Source organism: Nocardia sp. NPDC051929 (assembly GCF_044548645.1).
Taxonomy (GTDB): domain Bacteria; phylum Actinomycetota; class Actinomycetes; order Mycobacteriales; family Mycobacteriaceae; genus Nocardia; species Nocardia sichangensis.
Genome location: NZ_JBIUCG010000002.1, coordinates 143,741 through 160,249, shown reverse-complemented (window position 1 = coordinate 160,249; position 16,509 = coordinate 143,741). Strand labels below are relative to the sequence as shown.

Annotated in this window: 13 protein-coding genes and 2 tRNA genes; 6 read left to right on the top strand and 9 right to left on the bottom strand. The window is 68.8% G+C overall.

Features of this window, described 5'->3' with window-relative positions; translation table 11 throughout:
* Window positions 1-811: 811 nt before the first annotated feature.
* The 4 genes from ACIHAX_RS02860 to ACIHAX_RS02845 all read right to left on the bottom strand — a co-directional run bounded on the left by ACIHAX_RS02860 (window position 812) and on the right by ACIHAX_RS02845 (window position 3,495).
* Window positions 812-884 (bottom strand) — tRNA-Glu (locus ACIHAX_RS02860).
* Window positions 885-1,030: 146 nt separating this feature from the next.
* Window positions 1,031-1,102 (bottom strand) — tRNA-Gln (locus tag ACIHAX_RS02855).
* A 115-nt stretch (window positions 1,103-1,217) separates the two neighbouring features.
* Window positions 1,218-2,708: a glutamate--tRNA ligase gene (gene gltX / locus ACIHAX_RS02850; protein WP_397275505.1), complete on the bottom strand. Its 1,491-nt coding sequence runs from the start codon at window positions 2,706-2,708 to the stop codon at window positions 1,218-1,220.
* A 13-nt stretch (window positions 2,709-2,721) separates the two neighbouring features.
* Window positions 2,722-3,495: a fumarylacetoacetate hydrolase family protein gene (locus ACIHAX_RS02845; protein WP_355069792.1), complete on the bottom strand. Its 774-nt coding sequence runs from the start codon at window positions 3,493-3,495 to the stop codon at window positions 2,722-2,724.
* A gap of 205 nt (window positions 3,496-3,700) precedes the next feature.
* Between ACIHAX_RS02845 and ACIHAX_RS02840 the strand changes: the two genes are divergently transcribed.
* Window positions 3,701-4,882: an MFS transporter gene (locus ACIHAX_RS02840; protein ID WP_397275503.1), complete on the top strand. Its 1,182-nt coding sequence runs from the start codon at window positions 3,701-3,703 to the stop codon at window positions 4,880-4,882.
* 237 nt (window positions 4,883-5,119) lie between these two features.
* Here the strand turns inward: ACIHAX_RS02840 and ACIHAX_RS02835 are convergent, their stop codons facing one another.
* Together ACIHAX_RS02835 and serA are read right to left on the bottom strand one after the other, a co-directional pair.
* On the bottom strand, window positions 5,120-6,127 hold the full coding sequence (locus tag ACIHAX_RS02835; RefSeq protein WP_355069789.1) for a 3-isopropylmalate dehydrogenase: 1,008 nt from the start codon (window positions 6,125-6,127) through the stop codon (window positions 5,120-5,122).
* Window positions 6,128-6,570: 443 nt separating this feature from the next.
* Window positions 6,571-8,169: a phosphoglycerate dehydrogenase gene (serA, locus tag ACIHAX_RS02830; RefSeq protein WP_355080573.1), complete on the bottom strand. Its 1,599-nt coding sequence runs from the start codon at window positions 8,167-8,169 to the stop codon at window positions 6,571-6,573.
* A gap of 143 nt (window positions 8,170-8,312) precedes the next feature.
* Here serA and ACIHAX_RS02825 point away from each other — a divergent pair, with 143 nt between their 5' ends.
* The gene (locus ACIHAX_RS02825; RefSeq protein ID WP_397275500.1) at window positions 8,313-8,867 is read left to right on the top strand and encodes a TetR/AcrR family transcriptional regulator; all 555 of its coding nucleotides are present in this window, start codon (window positions 8,313-8,315) and stop codon (window positions 8,865-8,867) included.
* A 75-nt stretch (window positions 8,868-8,942) separates the two neighbouring features.
* Window positions 8,943-10,652 carry an alpha/beta fold hydrolase gene (locus ACIHAX_RS02820; protein WP_397275498.1) on the top strand — a complete coding sequence of 570 codons (1,710 nt, stop codon included), beginning with the start codon at window positions 8,943-8,945 and terminating at the stop codon, window positions 10,650-10,652.
* Window positions 10,653-11,561: 909 nt separating this feature from the next.
* On the opposite strand, the gene ACIHAX_RS02815 is transcribed toward ACIHAX_RS02820, so the two are convergent.
* Window positions 11,562-12,488, bottom strand: a complete 927-nt coding sequence (locus tag ACIHAX_RS02815; protein WP_397275496.1) for a LysR family transcriptional regulator — start codon at window positions 12,486-12,488, stop codon at window positions 11,562-11,564.
* Window positions 12,489-12,580: 92 nt separating this feature from the next.
* Between ACIHAX_RS02815 and ACIHAX_RS02810 the strand changes: the two genes are divergently transcribed.
* Together ACIHAX_RS02810 and ACIHAX_RS02805 are read left to right on the top strand one after the other, a co-directional pair.
* The gene (locus tag ACIHAX_RS02810) at window positions 12,581-13,771 is read left to right on the top strand and encodes an MFS transporter (RefSeq protein WP_397275494.1); all 1,191 of its coding nucleotides are present in this window, start codon (window positions 12,581-12,583) and stop codon (window positions 13,769-13,771) included.
* Between the two features lie 51 nt (window positions 13,772-13,822).
* Window positions 13,823-14,629 carry a DNA polymerase beta superfamily protein gene (locus ACIHAX_RS02805; RefSeq protein ID WP_397275492.1) on the top strand — a complete coding sequence of 269 codons (807 nt, stop codon included), beginning with the start codon at window positions 13,823-13,825 and terminating at the stop codon, window positions 14,627-14,629.
* Between the two features lie 3 nt (window positions 14,630-14,632).
* Here the strand turns inward: ACIHAX_RS02805 and ACIHAX_RS02800 are convergent, their stop codons facing one another.
* A complete protein-coding gene (locus ACIHAX_RS02800; protein ID WP_356961224.1) occupies window positions 14,633-15,145 on the bottom strand; it encodes a helix-turn-helix domain-containing protein in 513 nt (170 codons plus the stop codon).
* Window positions 15,146-15,255: 110 nt separating this feature from the next.
* Between ACIHAX_RS02800 and ACIHAX_RS02795 the strand changes: the two genes are divergently transcribed.
* On the top strand, window positions 15,256-15,894 hold the full coding sequence (locus ACIHAX_RS02795; protein WP_356961223.1) for a dihydrofolate reductase family protein: 639 nt from the start codon (window positions 15,256-15,258) through the stop codon (window positions 15,892-15,894).
* A gap of 69 nt (window positions 15,895-15,963) precedes the next feature.
* On the opposite strand, the gene ACIHAX_RS02790 is transcribed toward ACIHAX_RS02795, so the two are convergent.
* Window positions 15,964-16,167 (bottom strand): cold-shock protein, encoded by a 204-nt coding sequence (locus tag ACIHAX_RS02790; RefSeq protein ID WP_014987157.1) that lies wholly within the window; start codon window positions 16,165-16,167, stop codon window positions 15,964-15,966.
* Window positions 16,168-16,509: the final 342 nt, after the last annotated feature.

The following is a 16,509-nucleotide window of genomic DNA, read 5'->3' as shown; positions in this document are numbered from 1 at the left end:
GATTTGCGTCCGTCCCCCGCGACCGGCGCGGCCCGGCGGCCGATTTGCGTCCGTCCCCCGCGACCGGCGCGGCCCGGCGGCCGATTTGCGTCCGTCCCCCGCGACCGGCGCGGCCCGGCGGCCGATTTGCGTCCGTCCGCTGCCACCGGCGCAGCCGGGCCGCTCATTTGCCCCCATCTCCCGCGAACGGCTCGGCTGGATTGCCGGACTCACCGGGACGGCTCGAACAGTCCCGCACCCGGAAGACCCGGCACGGGCAATTCGGCGCCACCACCGCGCTGCCCGATTCTGCCGGTGGGCGATCCTGACCGTCCGCACAGGCGGCTCCGACGCTCTCTGCCGTGCGATCCAGGTCATTGCGGATCGAGACTCGGGCCGACTGCCGCAGCATGCGAATCGGTCCACACGAGCACGTCGCATGGGATGCCGCTCTGCCTTCGATGACTCGGCGGCGTTCCCATGGTGGGACGGCACCAGAGCTGGTACCCGCCGAACACCTGGATCATGGCCCCTTCATACGGAGCCGGACAGCGCCCACGGGGTCCAGCGCGAACCCGATCGGCCGAGAGTGAGATACGGCACAGTCAAGGTACCACCAAACGACAGGACGAGCTTCCGAAGAGATCCGCCGCCCGCCTAGGCCCGGATCCGCCACTGACCACACCACCGGACCACGACCATCCAGGCGCGGCGAAGCCCTCACGGGGGTCCGGGGCGAAGCCCTCCGGGCGGGGCGTGGGGGTTTGCACCCCACAAGACACTGCGAAACGAGAAAGGCCCATGCTCCATGAGCATGGGCCTTCCATTCGTGTAGCCCCGACGGGATTCGAACCCGCGCTACCGCCTTGAGAGGGCGGCGTCCTAGGCCGCTAGACGACGGGGCCAGGACTGCTTCTCACTGTCGCGAGGAGCGCCGTGGTTGATCTTTCGATCAGGAGGCTCGGCTAGTTTATCTGGCCGAGGCCCGGCGACCAAATCGCCAGGTGCTGAGGGATTTCGGCCGCGAACCGAAGTCTTACAACACACTCCGCTGGGGTACCAGGACTCGAACCTAGAATGGCTGAACCAGAATCAGCTGTGTTGCCAATTACACCATACCCCAATGACCAGGTCGTTCAGCCTCGCGTCTGGGTGACTCGAGACCGTGTTCCGGGCCGAGAAGAAGAGTACCAAACGGCTACGGGTTAACTACAAATCGCCTGGTCAAAGCCATATTTTCAGCCTTCGGAGCCGGTCTGGGCGGTCTCCTTCCAGTCCAGCGCCGCGCGCAGCCGATCCAAGGTGAGGTCGCGGCCGAGCAGTTCCAAGGATTCGTACAGCGGCGGGCTGATATGCGATCCGGTGATCGCGACCCGCACCGGAGCGAAGGCTTTGCGCGGTTTCAGCCCGAGATCATCGATCAGCGCCTTTTTCAGTGCCGCTTCGATCGCTTCGGTGGTCCACTCGGTCAACGGCTCCACAGCGGTAATAGCCGCCTGCAATACCTGAGCCGCGTCGGGACCGAGATTCTTGGCCCCCGCGGCCGGTTCGATCGCGAACTCCTCCGCCGGTGCGAACAGGAAACGCAGAAGGTCCCAAGCGTCGGACAAGACGACAATCCTGGTCTGCACGAGTTCCGCCGCCGCGGCGAACACTTTTTCATCGATTTCGGCGCCGATATGGCCGTGTCCGGTGAGATACTCCCGCAGCCGGTGGGCAAAATCACCCGGAGCCAGCAATCGGATGTGCTCGGCGTTGAGCGCGTCCGCCTTCTTCTGGTCGAATCGGGCCGGATTCGAATTCACTTTCGAAATGTCGAAGGCCTCGACCATCTCCGCCATGGAGAACACGTCGCGGTCCTCGGACAGGCCCCAGCCGAGTAGCGCGAGATAATTCAGCAAACCCTCGGGGATGAACCCGCGGTCGCGATGGGCGAACAGATTCGACTCCGGATCACGCTTGGACAACTTCTTGTTGCCCTGACCCATCACGAACGGCAGATGGCCGAACTCGGGAGTGAAATCGGCGACCCCGATCCGGCGCAGCGCGGCGTACAGCGCGAGCTGGCGGGGAGTGGAGGAGAGCAGGTCCTCGCCGCGCAGTACGTGGGTGATCCGCATCAGCGCGTCGTCGACGGGGTTGACCAGCGTGTACAGCGGCTGGCCATTGCCGCGGGTGAGCGCGAAGTCCGGGACGCTGCCCGCCTTGAAGGTGGTCTCCCCGCGCACCAGATCGTTCCAGGACAGGTCTTCTTCCGGCATCCGCAGCCGGACGACGGCGGCGCGCCCCTCGGCCCGGTACGCCTCGATCCGCTCCGGCGTCAGGTCGCGATCGTAGTTGTCGTAACCGAGCTTCGGATCGCGTCCCGCGGCGCGATGACGGGCCTCGACTTCCTCCGGCGTGGAGAACGATTCGTAAGCCTCACCGGCCTCCAGCAAACGCCGAACAACGTCCTGGTGCAGTTCTTTTCGTTGCGACTGGCGATATGGCGCGTAAGGCCCGCCGACCTCCGGCCCCTCGTCCCAGGTGAGGCCGAGCCAGCGCAGCGCGTCGATAATCGCCCGGTAGGATTCCTCGGAATCCCGTGCGGCATCGGTGTCTTCGATTCGAAAGACGAATGCGCCACCGTGGTGGCGGGCGTAGGCCCAGTTGAACAGCGCCGTCCGGATCAGGCCGACGTGCGGCGTCCCGGTCGGTGACGGGCAGAATCGGACCCGTACTTCAGTCATGGCTCTCTTTCGATCAGCGTTTGGCGGCAACGGGATTGGTGAGGGTTCCGATGCCCTCGACGGTCACCGACACCTGCTGGCCCTCCCGCATCGGGCCGACGCCCTCCGGGGTGCCGGTGAGGATGACGTCACCGGGCAGCAGTGTCATCACGGTGGTGATCCACTCGATGAGCTTCGGAATGTCGTGCAGCAGAAGCGAAGTGCGGCTGCGCTGACGCACTTCACCGTCGAGCTCGGTGACGACCTCCAGATCCGAAGGGTCCAGGGAGGTTTCGATCCACGGACCGAGCGGGCAGAACGTGTCGTAGCCCTTGCCCCTGGTCCACTGGCCGTCGTGGCGCTGCTGGTCGCGGGCGGTCACATCGTTGGCGGCGGTGTAACCCAGCACCACGTCCAGCGCGCGGGCGGCGGGCACGTCCTTGCAGGGGCGGCCGATGACGATCGCCAGCTCCCCTTCGTAGTCGACCTGAGATGAACTGGGCGGCAGGATGATCGGGGCGTTCGGCCCCACGATCGCGGTATTCGGCTTGAGGAAGATCACCGGGTCGGCGGGCGCGGGACCACCCATCTCCGCAGCGTGGGCGGCGTAGTTCTTGCCGATGCAGACCACCTTGCTGGCCAGGATCGGCGCGAGCAGCCGCACGTCGGCCAGCGGCCAGCTGCGGCCGGTGAACGTCGGTGTGCCGAACGGGTGTTCCGCGATCTCCTTGGCCACGCTGTCGCTTCCGTCGCCTTCGATGCTGACGAAAGCGACTCCATCGGGACTGGCAACTCGACCTAGACGCATGCCCGGAGTCTATCGACCCACCGTCACCTGCTCGAACGCGCCCGACCGGGTGGTACGGAATCCGCCCGGATCCGGCGGTGGCGCGCGCTGTGAGCAGCCCGACAACCGCAACCGTCGAATCGAGCCGCCGCCGGGTGTACCGTGAGCAGCGAAGTTCACACAATGGGAATTGTATCCCAAATAATGAGATTCCGAGGTGAGGCCGATGGCGACCGTTACGCAGATCGACGAGGTTCGGCGCTGGTCCATGCTCGGTCTCGGCGTGTTCGCCCAGGCCTCCAGCGCGGTCTTCATCCACGGCGTCCCGTTCCTGCTGCCCGCGCTGACCGACCGTGGCTTGCCGCTGGCGACGGCGGGCCTGCTGGTGGCCATGCCCACCGTCGGGCTGGTGTGCACCCTGATCGCGTGGGGTTATCTGGTGGACCGGATCGGCGAACGCAAGGTGCTGGTCGGTGGTCCGCTGCTGATGCTGGCGGCGGGCTGCGCCGCCGCGGCGACGACGAACGACATCGCCCTCGGCGCGCTGCTGTTTCTCGGGGGCGTCGGGGCGGCCAGCACGAACGGCGCGAGCGGCCGGGTGATCGTCGGCTGGTTCCCGCCGCAGCGGCGCGGGCTGGCGATGGGCATCCGGCAGACCGCGCAGCCGCTGGGCGTCGGTGTCGGCGCGCTGGCGATTCCGGCCGTCGCCTCCGCCCACGGTGTACCCGCGGCCATTCTCGTTCCCGCACTCATGGCGGGTGTGGCGGCCATGGGTTGCCTGGCCGGCATCGTGGACCCGCCGCGTCCCGATCGCGCCGCCGCCGATCCGGCGTTGCGCGCCAATCCCTATCGCGACAACGCCATGCTGTGGCGCATCCATCTGGTCTCGGTTCTGCTCGTCGTCCCGCAGGGCACCGTGTGGACGTTCGCGCTGCTGTGGTTGCACCGGGATGTCGGCTGGTCGTTGGCCGCGGCGGGTGCGCTGGTGACCGTCACACACATCCTCGGCGCGCTTGGCCGCATCGGTGCGGGCGCGTGGTCGGATCGGGTCGGCAGCCGGATGGGCCCGCTGCGCACGGTGGCCGTCGCCGCCGTGCTGTCGATGACCGCGCTGGCGCTGACCGCGTCGACCCACTGGTGGTGGGCCGCCATTCCGCTGCTGATCGCCGCGTCCGTGATCACCGTCTCCGACAACGGCTTGGCCTTCACCGCGGTCGCCGAGATCGCGGGCCCGTACTGGAGCGGCCGGGGCCTCGGCATCCAGAACACCGGGCAGAACCTCGCGATGGCCGCGGTTCCGCCCGTGTTCGGCGCCCTGATCACCGCGAGCGGCTTCCCCGCCGCCTTCCTTCTGGCCGCGGTCTCGGCCGTCGCGGCGGTCCCGCTGGTTCCCCGCGACCCCGCCTAGGTTCGCGCGTCGAAGGATTGCCGGGTCCGCGCCACAGGGCCGCACTCCACATGCAGATCGCCCCGGACGATCTCGACTCGATGTCGCTGTGTCACCTGAATTCGGTGACACAGCGCTGGTCGAGCGCGCCGCGGGCGCGGGAGGCCGCCGCGGGATTCGCCCGCGCCGGCGGGGCGGACGGCTGAACGCGGAAGGTCCCGTTGCCGGAGGTGGCAACGGGACCTTCCTGGGCGACGGTCAGAGAGTGGCCGCGATGCGGTCGCCGATTTCCACGGTCGACGCCGTGCCGGAGCGAGACTCGAGGTCCTTCGCGACCGCCGACTCGATGCGCGCGGCCTCCTCGGCGTCGCCGAGGTGGTTGAGCAGCAGGGCGACCGAGAGGATCGCCGCGGTCGGGTCGGCCTTGGACTGGCCCGCGATGTCGGGGGCGCTGCCGTGCACCGGCTCGAACATGCTCGGATTCGTGCCGGACGCGTCGATGTTGCCGCTGGCGGCGAGGCCGATGCCACCGCTCACGGCGGCGGCCAGGTCGGTGATGATGTCGCCGAAGAGGTTGTCGGTGACGATCACGTCGAACCGGCCCGGGTCGTTGACCATGTGGATGGTCGCGGCGTCGATGTGCTGGTAAGCCGTTGTGACATCGGGGAACTCGGCCGCGACCTCGTCCACCGTGCGCTGCCACAGCGAGCCGGCGAAGGTGAGCACGTTGTTCTTGTGCACCAGCGTCAGGTGCTTGCGCCGGGCCTGCGCCTTGGCGAAGGCGTAGCGCACCACGCGCTCGATGCCGAAGCGGGTGTTGGTGCTGACCTCGGTCGCCACCTCGTGCGGGGTGCCGACGCGGATCGCGCCGCCGGTGCCGGTGTACGGGCCCTCGGTGCCCTCGCGCACGACGACGAAGTCGATGTCGGGGTTGCCGGCCAGCGGGCTGGTCACGCCAGGGAACAGCTTGGACGGTCGCAGGTTCACGTGGTGGTCCAGCGCGAACCGGGTGCGCAGCAACAGGCCGCGTTCGAGCACGCCACTGGGCACCGACGGATCGCCGATCGCGCCGAGCAGGATCGCGTCGTGCTGCTTCAGTTCGGGCAGCACCGAATCCGGGAGGATCTCGCCGGTCGCGTGGTAGCGGCGCGCGCCGAGGTCGTACTCGGTCTTCTCGACGCCGGGCACGACCGCGTCGAGCACCTTGAGCGCCTCGGCGATGACCTCGGGCCCGATCCCGTCGCCCGGGATGACAGCAAGCTTCATGACAAATGCTCCGTTCGATATTGCCGGTCGCGGGCCGCCGCAACGTGCGGCCCGGAGGCGACCGTCGGCGTGCGCACGACATTCCGGCCGGGTGACCGCAGCACCGTCACGGTACTCGGCGCGGCCGGATCGCCGAGCATCGGGCGCGCGGCGGGCCTGCGCGCCGACGAAGAGACCGGCGCCGGGCCCCCGGGGGCGGGGGCGGGGCGCGGGGGGGGGGGGGCCGGGGCCCCCCCCCGCCCCGGGGGGGGCCACGGGGCCCGCACCCCCCAGGGCGCGCCCCCCGGCCCCGGCGGGGGCCCCCTCATCCCCCCCCGCCCCCCGCCCCCCCCCCCGGGCGGGGGCGGGGGGGGGGGGGGGGCCGCCGCCCCCCCCGCCCCCCCCCCCGCGGGGGGGGGGGCGCCCCCGATTCCGAGTTCACCGGGGCCGCGCCCCGGATCGGATCAGGACAGGTCGACCTGCACGACCTTGGCCGCGCCGACGGACTCGGCGATCGCGGCCTGGACGTCGGCGGGCACCTCGCGGGCCACGCGCAGCACCACGGTGGCGCCTTCCTTGTCGACGTCCTGGGTCAGCTGCGCGGCCAGGATGTCGACCTCGGCCTCGCCGAGCTTGGTGCCGATCTTGCCCAGCGCGCCCGGCCGGTCGTCGTAGTTCAGGATGGCCAGGTTGAGGCCCTCGGCGCGCATGTCGTAGTTGCGGCCGTTGACGTTGACGATCTTCTCCACCAGCTGCGGCTCGGTCAGCGTGCCCGCCACGTTCAGGGTGCTGCCGTCGCCGAACACGGCGCGCAGGTCGACGACGCTGCGGTGGCTCGGGCTCTCCGTCGCGGTAGTGACCTCGGCGGTGATGCCCCGCTCCTTGGCCAGCGCGGGCGCGTTGACGAAGGTTACCTGGTCCTCGACCAGCGCGGAGAAGATGCCGCGCAGCGCGGACAGCTCCAGTACGCCGACCTCTTGCGCGGCCAGCTCGCCGCGCACCTGCACCTCCACGCTGACCGGCAGCTCGTTGGACAGCGCGCCGAGCAGGGCGCCCTGCTTGCGGACGATGTCCAGCCAGGGGGCGACCTCTTCGCCGACGGCGCCACCGGTGACGTTCACCGCGCCGGGCACGAACTCACCGGCGAGCGCCAGCAGCACCGACTTGGCGACGTCGGTGCCCGCGCGGTCCTGCGCCTCGGAGGTGGAGGCGCCCAGGTGCGGGGTCACCACGACCTGCGGCAGGTCGAACAGCGGGCTGTCGGTGCACGGCTCGGTCTCGAACACGTCCAGGCCCGCGGCGCGCACGTGGCCGGACTTGATGGCCTCGGCCAGGGCGGCCTCGTCGACCAGGCCGCCGCGCGCGGCGTTGACGATGATCACGCCGGGCTTGGTCTTGGCGATGGCCTCCTTGCCGATGATGCCCTTGGTCTCCGGGGTCTTCGGCAGGTGGATCGAGATCAGATCGGCACGCTCGAGCAGTTCGTCCAGGCTGAGCAGCTCGATGCCGAGCTGCGCGGCGCGCGCGGGCGACACGTAGGGGTCGTAGGCGACGATCTTGGTCTCGAAGGCGGCCAGTCGCGCGGCGAACAGCTGGCCGATGCGGCCGAGGCCGACGACGCCGACGGTCTTGTCGAAGATCTCGACGCCGTTGAACTTGCTGCGCTGCCAGGTGTGCTCACGCAGGGTGGCGTCCGCGGCCGGAATCTGGCGGGCGGCGGACAGCAAGAGGGTGACCGCGTGCTCGGCGGCGGTGTGGATGTTCGAGGTGGGCGCGTTCACGACCATGACGCCGCGCTCGGTGGCGGCGGGAACGTCGACGTTGTCCAGGCCGACGCCCGCGCGAGCGACGATCTTCAGGTTCTTCCCGGCTTCCAGGACCTCGGCGTCGACCGTGGTCGCCGACCGCACGAGCAGCGCGTCGGCCTCGGGCACCGCGGCCAGCAGGGCCGGGCGGTCCGGTCCGTCCACCCACCGGACCTCGACACCGTCACCGAGCGCGTCGACGGTCGACTGGGCGAGCTTGTCGGCGATCAGAACTACAGGACGGCCTGCTTGGCTCACGTGGAGTACTCCTGGGGAATGGGGTCGGCAATTACCGCCGACCAGCTTAGTGCGCGCGATTTCCGACCCGGCTACCACCTGGTGGGCGGCCGTCGTCAGTCCCGACGCTGGCAAAAATATGCAGACCGGTCTACAGTCACCGCATGGGCGTCAAAGGCACCGAGACTCGCGGCAAACTCGTCGACGCGGCGCGCACGCTGGTGGAGCGGCACGGTTACTACGGCGCCGGGCTCAACCAGATCCTGGCGGCCAGCGGGGCGCCGCGCGGATCGTTGTACTTCCATTTCCCCGGCGGCAAGGACGAATTGGTCGCGGCGGCGGTCGCCCAAGCGGGCAAGGAGATCGCCGCGCTGATCGACGCCATCGAGCCCGGCGATGCCGCCGAGGCCGCGAGCAGGCTGCTCCGAGCGTTCGGCGACCGGCTGGAAGCATCCGGCTGGCAACAAGGCTGCCCGGTCGCCACCGTCGCCCTGGACGTCGCGGCGGCGAACGACCCGATCCAGGCCGAGTGCGCCGCCGCCTACGCCGCTTGGGAGCAGGCGCTGCGGATCCGGCTGCGGGCCGACGGCCGCGACGACGCGGACGATCTGGCGGCAGCGGTGCTCGCGATGGTCGAGGGCGCACTGCTGCTGGCACGTGCGCAGCGAAGCCGTGAACCCTTGGAACGGGTCGAACGCACACTGCGCGCCATGATCTGAGGCCGAATCCGCCGATACCGCAAGAAGTTTTCCATGTCCACAGAATATGTAGACCGGTCTAGTAAGGAGGACGTCATGTCCGACAGCATCGTTTTCGGAGCCGCCGGGTTCCTCGGCCGCAATGCGGTCGCCCGCCTGCTCCAGCAGGGGCATTCCGTCGCCGCCGCATTGCGTGCGGGCAGTGCGGAGCGGCTCACCAGTTGGCTGCGCAGACAAGGCGTGGACGAGAGCGGGTTGGAGATCCTCACCTGTGACGTGACCGCGCCGGACCTCGGCCTGCCCGCCGAGTTCGATTCGTCCGGCGTGCGCGACGTGTACAACTGCGCGGCCCGCTTCGCCTTCGGGCTCGCCCCCGAGGACGCGTACGCGGTGAACGTCACCGGGGCGCTGCGGGTGTTGGAATGGGCCGCCGCCCTCCCCGAGTTGCGACGCGTCGTGCACATCACCGGGTACCGGATCACCGTGGAGGAATCCGAGGAGCAGCACTACGAGAACGGCGCGTACGGCGCGTCGAAGTTCGAATCGGATCCGCTGCTGCGTCGCCGGGCGGCGGAACTCGGCGTCGCGCTGACCATCGCGAACCCGAGCAGCGTCATCGGTCCCGGTCAATACATCGGGCTGGCGAGCGTCGTCGAGGATCTGTGGAACGGGCGGCTCCCGGCTCTCCCCGGCGGGCCCGAGACCTTCGTGCCCATCGTGGATCTGGGCTACTTCACGGATTTCTTGATCAGCCTGCCCACGCTGCCCGATACCGCGGGCCGGTCCTACACGGTTCTGGATGATCGGACTCCCGTGCTGCCGAAGCTTGTTCGGCTACTGGCGGATCACCTGGGCGTCCGTGCGCCCCGGTTCTCGATTCCGGTCGGCGTCATCTCGAAGCTTCCGCCCGCACTCACCGGCGCCGACCCGGAGACGCTCAGCTTCATCGCCGACGACCGCTACGACACATCGGCGGCGCTGGAAGTGGCGCGCCGAGCCGGGCTCACCATGCCGCCGACCGAGGCGACCCTCCTGGGCTGGGCCGACCATCTCGTGGCCACCCGGTTCGGCGCGGTGGCCGATGACCCGACAGCCGGTTTCGCCCACGGTGTCTGGGTCGGCGGCGAGCGCGTCCGCCCCGCTTACGTCCTGGTGCACGGCCTTCCGTTGGACGGCGAGTCGTGGAACGAGGTGCGCGCGGAGCTGGACGGGCCCAGCCTGGTCGTGGACCTGCCCGGCCTCGGGCGTTCGGCGCCCGGGGATCGTGACGCGGTGCTGCCGGGATTGCTCGCTTCGGTGCACACGCGCCCCGTTCTGGTCGGCCACTCGCTCGGCTGCGGCCCGGTGCTGCGGTACGCGGCGCAGCATCCCGACCGAGTCTCCGGCGTGGTGCTGGTCGCGCCCGCCTTCTTGCAGCCGCGGTCGGGCCGGCTGCTGCGCTCGCCACTCGCGACCGCGGCGATGCGCCGGATCTCGGCGGCGGCCTTGTCGAAACGGCTCGGCGTGCCCGAGAGCGACGCCATCGCGAGCGCGGCGGCGAACCTGCGCAGGCCGGGCGTCGCGGGTCGAACGGTCGGCGCGTTACGCGAGGCGAGCGCTCCCGCGCGGCGTGCAGAGTTGCGAACTCTGCTGGAACGGATCGACGTGCCGGTGCGGATCATCGCCGGTTCCGACGACCCGATCACCGCTCCGACCGTGCGAGAGCGGATTTCGATCGAAGGCGCGGGCCACTACCCGCAACTGACCCACCCGGCCCAGGTGGCGGCAGAACTCAGCCGGATCTCCGCCGTCGCGGCGCAGGGCTGATCTCGCACTCCGACATCGCGGCGCAAGGCTGATCTCCGACTCCGGCGTCGAGGGCACGGGGCCACACCCACCGCTGACCACGCGGCACGAGGCCGATCCCGACCGCCGACATCCCGGCCGCGCGGCCGATCCCGCCCGTTGCGGGGCGCGGCTTGTCGACGCGCAGCACACGCGGCCGCACTGTGCTTCGACCTTCCCGGCATCGGCGCGGACCTCATCGCGGCGGAACCCGACCACCCCGGCTCGTCCACCAACCGCACACAGCGGCGGGCCCCCACACCACCAGGTGCGGGGGCCCGCTCGGTCACGCCATCGGTCGGCGTGCGACCCGGTCGACTCTGCTCGACCGTTACGTCGGTCAGCGGCCGCCGAAGGAACCCGTCCACAGGGTGTCGACAAGACCGTGCAGCGCGGCGCCAAGGGTGCCGAAAAGACCGTTCAAGGCAGCGCTACCGGTGTCGATGATAACGGGGATCATGGAAATACCTCTTCCTCGAAACTTATCCAGTCGAACTGGCTGACACGGGGCATGTCGGCGCCGGATCGGCGACAGTTACAGAATTCGAATGTTTGGTAATGCAGACCACATATCAATCGAAATGTGACTCACGACACTCATCTCATTGCGAATGAGCTGGGAATCTATACGTTTGTCCAGGTCAAGACACCGAAAGCGCTAGAAGATTTCCCTCGCTAATAGAAGTCGAATGCGACATTCCAGAAAAACTTCGTACGAATCTCGCGCCGCGTCCGGAAATGAGGCTGCCGAGTGATTCGAGCCACTTCGACAGACCCGGCAATAGAGATACCAAATAACTTTCGAATACGTCGAAGCGGTAGACGGAGAAATGCTCGGCTCCACGTCGGCGGCCCTGTTCCCGATTCTCCGGGCGCCGCGGCGGCAGACCGTCAGGATGCCCCGACAGTGACCGATCGCACATCTTCGGACGGCTTGGTGGCCGCGACGGCGCGGGAGAACGCGCGCACCCGCGGTGTCTCGCGATACCGGCGCCACACCAATCCGAGCCGGGACTCGGCGATCCCGGTGACCGGCACGAAGGCCACCGGCCGTCTGCGGTGGGAATCCGCGGTGGGATGACACAGCAACATCGCTCCGCGGCCGGCCGCCACCGCGGCGAGACCTTCTTCCAACGTGCCGACCTCGGGCCCGGAGCGCACCCTTCGACCGCCCGGCGTGACGTCGAGCGCCTGAGCTCTGCGCCAATACTCCGGCGCGGGCGCGCGCACTCCTATCAGTGGAAGATCGGCGAGTTCCTCTACCGACAGTTCGGCCCGGCCCGCAAGCGGGTGGGCACTGGCCAGCGCGAGCGTCTGCGGCTGCCCCACGAACACCGAGCCGAGCACGAGATCTCCCTCGCCCATCGGCAGCAGCACGACGGCGGCGTCGACCTCGTCGCGCCGCACCGCACCGAACGGGTCGGCCAGCGGTATTTCGACCAGCTCGGCCGAGCAGTCCGGGTGCCACTGCTGGAACAACTCGACCGCGGCCATCAGGTGATCGTTGCCCGCGCCTTGGAATCCGATGCGCAAGATCCCGTCCGCACCCCGGGCGGCGGCGCGAGCATCGTCGACCGTCGCGCGCAACGCGGCATAGGCGGGCCGCAGCGCGGCGAGGAAATCCGCGCCGAGCGGGGTCAACCGGACGGTGCGACTGGTCCGGTCCACGAGCTGTCCGCCGATGCGCCGCTCCAGCGAGCGCAGTAGCTGGCTCACCCGGCTCTGCGACACATACAGCCGAGCACCGGCCCGCCCGAAGTGCAGTTCCTCGGCGAGCGCGAGAAACGCTTCCAGTTCACGGACCTCCAGCCCACTCATCTGCTTCCCTTCCACGGTCGATGAGTCCAGCTCATAGAACTATGAGACCTTCGCCGTTGTTTCCCCATACCGGGAGCCTTTGTCTGGAAGACATGACACAGGTTCGAGAAGTCGTTGCTTCGCAGCCGGTTTCGTCGCTACGCGGTTGGCTCGGAGTCGGCGCGGTGGCAGCGGGCACGTTCACGGTGGTCACCGCCGAGATGTTGCCGGTCGGACTGCTCACTCCGATCGGCTCGGCGCTGCGAGTGAGCGAAGGCCGCGCCGGTCTCGCGTTGACGGTGACAGGCCTGGTCGCCGCGCTGGCCGCGCCCTTGGTCACCGCGACGCTGCGCCGAGTCGAGCGCAAGGTGGTGCTGTGCGGATTGCTGGCGCTGCTCGCGCTGGGCAATCTCGGCGCGGCCGCCGCCCCCACCTTCGGCGTGCTGATCGGGGCGCGGGTGCTGGTCGGCGTCGGCATGGGCGGGGTGTGGGCGATCGCGGCGAGCCTGGCCGCGCGGCTGGTGCCCGCGCGATCGGTCGCCGCCGCGACCTCGCTGGTCTTCTCCGGCGTCGCGGTCGCGTCGGTGCTCGGCATTCCGGCGGGAACTTTCTTGGGTGCGCTCGCCGGGTGGCGGATCGCGTTCGTGGCCGCGGCCTGCCTGGCAGTACTGGTGCTCGCGGCTCTGGCGGTGCTGCTGCCGCGTCTGCCCGCGACGGAAACCTCGGCATTGCGTGGCGTGTTGCGACTTTCGCGGCAGCCCGGCTTGCGAATCGCCTTGCTCGTTGTCGCATTCCTGGTAACCGGCCACTTCACCGCCTACACCTATGTGCGGCCTGCGCTCGAGGGAGCGACCGGCGTCGATGCGGAAACGCTCGGTGCGCTGTTGCTCATCTACGGGATCGCCGGTGTCGCAGGCAATTTCGGCGCGGGAGCCGCTGCGGCGCGGGCACCGCGGAAGACCTTGACAGCGATCGGCTCGATTCTCGCCGCGACCACGATCGCCTTGCCTGCGCTGGGCGCCTCCCTGCCAGGGGCTGTCGTGCTGATGATCGTGTGGGGCGTGTCCTACGGCGGGGTCTCGGTGAGCACGCAAAGCTGGGTCTTCGCCGCGGCGCCGCAGGCGAAGGAAGGCGCGTCCGCGCTGTTCGCGGGTGTTTTCAATGCCGCCATCGCGCTGGGGTCGCTGACCGGCGGTCTGGCGGCGGACGCGATCGGCGTGGCCGCCGCCATGTGGCTGGGCGGGACGCTCGCGCTCATGGCCGTGCCGGTCGCCGCGCTCGGAAGGGGCGTGCACCGGTCCTGAACGACGAAAATGCAGCTGCGACAACCTCGCTGCGGCACCTACCATCGCTCCATGTCTCTGCGCGCGATACCGGATTCGATGGACCCGACGGTGGTCGGGTCCATCGATCGCGAGCTGGACCGGGTGGAGCTGGACCACCGGGTGTCGATCCGGTTGGCGATCGAAAGCGGCAGCCGCGCGTGGGGCTTTCCGTCTCCCGATTCGGACTACGACTGCCGGTTCGTCTACGTCGCCGCGCTGGAGACCTACCTGTCCCCGTGGCGCACCCGCGACGTGGTGGAGACGCCGCTCACAGACCTGCTCGACGTGAACGGCTGGGATCTGGCCAAAGCGCTGCGCTTGCTGGTGCAGGGCAACGCCGTGCTGATCGAATGGCTGATGTCGCCGATCGTGTACCGCGGCGACCCGCTGTTTCGCGACCGATTGCGCGCGCTGGCCGATGAGGTCGCCGACCGTGACAGGGTCGCCCGGCACTATCTGCACCTGGGCGCCAAGCAGTGGGAGCTGTTCGAGCGCACCGGATCGCTGAAGAAGGTGTTCTACGCGCTGCGTCCGGCGATGGCACTACGCTGGCTGCGCGAGCGTCCCGGGGCGGCGGTGGCGCCGATGCATCTGCCCACACTGTTGCGGCAGTGCGAGCTGCCCGCGGAGTTGTCGGCGGCGGTAACCGAGCTGACCGATCTCAAATCACGAACCCGCGAGATGGGCAGCGGTTCGGTGCCCGCGCCGATCTCCGCGTTCATCGCCGCCGAATTCGCCTGTGCGGAGGATGTTTTCGTTAAATCTCGGGGCCAGGACCTCACTCGGGCCAGGGCGATCACCGCGGAGTTCTTCCGCTCCGAGGCACTGGCGGGCTGACGCCTACGAGGCGACTTTCCGATCGTCCTCGGCGACGGCGTCGGCGTAAGCCTGGGCGAGTCGCTGCGTGGCGGTCGGACGGTCCGGATCCGGGCGCGGGATGCCGAGGTGGCCCTCGCGCAATTCGTCCATGAAATCCGCCCATAGCCGCGGACCGCCCGCCTCGAGCAATTCGGCGCGAACCCGGAGACGCTTGGTGGTCGGGCGGTGCCGCAGACCCCACGCGCCGAGCTGCGCCATGATCGGCACCAATTGGATGGCCGCTTCGGTGAGCCGGTATTCGGCCTTCTGGCCGGGCCTGGTGTCCGCACGGCTGAGCAGCCCGGCGGCCACCAGGCGCTTGAGCCGGTCGGACAGGATGTTGGAGGCGATGCCCTCCTCCGATCCGGCCAGCAGTTCGCGGAAGTGCCGCCGGTTGCCGAACATCACGTCACGCAGCACCAGCAGCGTCCACCGATCGCCGATCACCTCGATCGTCGCGTTGATCGGGCATCCCGAACGTCCCTCCTCGCGCATCCGGCACTCCTGTCGGTCGTCAACTACTGCTTGCAATATACAACCAGTTGGACGTACGCTGCCGCATAACCGATTGCGAATTGCAATCACTTAGTGGGAATGAGTGGGCCATGCCGAAGCTGCGCGTACACAACCTGGCGATCTCCCTGGACGGCTATGTCGCCGGTCCGAACCAAGGGCCGGACAATCCGCTGGGCGAAGGCGGCACGCGACTGCACGAGTGGGTCTTCGCGACCCCTTACGCCAACCCGGAGGCCACGAACGATCCCGGCGTCGACGATGAGCATCTGGCCGCGGGCGATCGCGGCATCGGCGCGACCATCATGGGACGCAATATGTTCGGTCCGATTCGCGGAGCATGGCCGAACCACGAATGGACGGGTTGGTGGGGCGACAATCCGCCGTACCACCACGACGTCTTCGTCCTGACGCACCATCCACGCCCGTCGTTCGGGATGGAGGGCGGGACCACCTTCCACTTCGTGGACGAAACCCCCGAGGCGGTGCTGCACCGCGCGTTCGACGCGGCGAACGGCCAAGACGTGCGCTTGGGCGGCGGTTGCTCCACGGTGCGGCAGTTCCTGCGGACGCGGCTGGTGGACGAGTTGCATTTGGCCGTCGTCCCGATCCTGCTCGGCGCGGGCGAGCGCCTCTACGACGATCTGGGCGAACTGCCCGGCTACCAGGTCGCCTCGGTGACCCACTCACCCGCCGTCACCCATGTCACCTTCACCCGCTCCGAGGCGTGAGGACCCTCCAAACAAGCGGAAAGGCCCCACACCGTCCCGGTGCGGGGCCTTTCGAAAGTCAAGTCGCGATCAGAGAACGCGGACGTCCTGGGCCTGCGGACCCTTCTGTCCCTGGCCGATCTCGAACTCCACGCGCTGCCCCTCATCGAGGGACCGGAAACCCGAGCCGCTCACAGCCGAGTAGTGCACGAAGACGTCGGGCCCTCCGCCGTCTTGTGCGATGAAGCCGAAGCCCTTCTCGCTGTTGAACCACTTCACAATGCCTTGAGCCATTTCATACTTTCTGTAGACGAGCCAGGTGGTGTTATCGAGATGCCCTGGTCTCGTAGATCAACGATGCCATGATCCGACGAATTACTCACGTTTCGCACCACCAACTGTGAGCTAACGCTCACGAGGACGCTCGGCTCGGTCGTGCGCGAGTGCACTCGCAATGCTCGCTCAGGGGCGGGCTGGTCTGTCACCTCCCACGCTCGGTCGGGTCCCGATCACGCGACATCGCCGGGGCCCGCCCGTCGGGTACCCGTACTTTTCGCCGGATAACGCCCGTCACCCTCCCTGACGAGCATGCTCCACCGACCTGCGCCAGGCAGCGTGGAGCTTCTTTGCGACGCG

Bases quoted from the DNA above. Each gene is read 5' to 3' on its own strand.
- gltX (WP_397275505.1), bottom strand. From the start codon at position 2,708: ATGACTGAAGTACGGGTCCGATTCTGCCCGTCACCGACCGGGACGCCG.
- ACIHAX_RS02845 (WP_355069792.1), bottom strand. From the start codon at position 3,495: ATGCGTCTAGGTCGAGTTGCCAGTCCCGATGGAGTCGCTTTCGTCAGC.
- ACIHAX_RS02840 (WP_397275503.1), top strand. From the start codon at position 3,701: ATGGCGACCGTTACGCAGATCGACGAGGTTCGGCGCTGGTCCATGCTC.
- ACIHAX_RS02835 (WP_355069789.1), bottom strand. From the start codon at position 6,127: ATGAAGCTTGCTGTCATCCCGGGCGACGGGATCGGGCCCGAGGTCATC.
- ACIHAX_RS02825 (WP_397275500.1), top strand. From the start codon at position 8,313: ATGGGCGTCAAAGGCACCGAGACTCGCGGCAAACTCGTCGACGCGGCG.
- ACIHAX_RS02820 (WP_397275498.1), top strand. From the start codon at position 8,943: ATGTCCGACAGCATCGTTTTCGGAGCCGCCGGGTTCCTCGGCCGCAAT.
- ACIHAX_RS02815 (WP_397275496.1), bottom strand. From the start codon at position 12,488: ATGAGTGGGCTGGAGGTCCGTGAACTGGAAGCGTTTCTCGCGCTCGCC.
- ACIHAX_RS02810 (WP_397275494.1), top strand. From the start codon at position 12,581: ATGACACAGGTTCGAGAAGTCGTTGCTTCGCAGCCGGTTTCGTCGCTA.
- ACIHAX_RS02805 (WP_397275492.1), top strand. From the start codon at position 13,823: ATGTCTCTGCGCGCGATACCGGATTCGATGGACCCGACGGTGGTCGGG.
- ACIHAX_RS02800 (WP_356961224.1), bottom strand. From the start codon at position 15,145: ATGCGCGAGGAGGGACGTTCGGGATGCCCGATCAACGCGACGATCGAG.
- ACIHAX_RS02795 (WP_356961223.1), top strand. From the start codon at position 15,256: ATGCCGAAGCTGCGCGTACACAACCTGGCGATCTCCCTGGACGGCTAT.
- ACIHAX_RS02790 (WP_014987157.1), bottom strand. From the start codon at position 16,167: ATGGCTCAAGGCATTGTGAAGTGGTTCAACAGCGAGAAGGGCTTCGGC.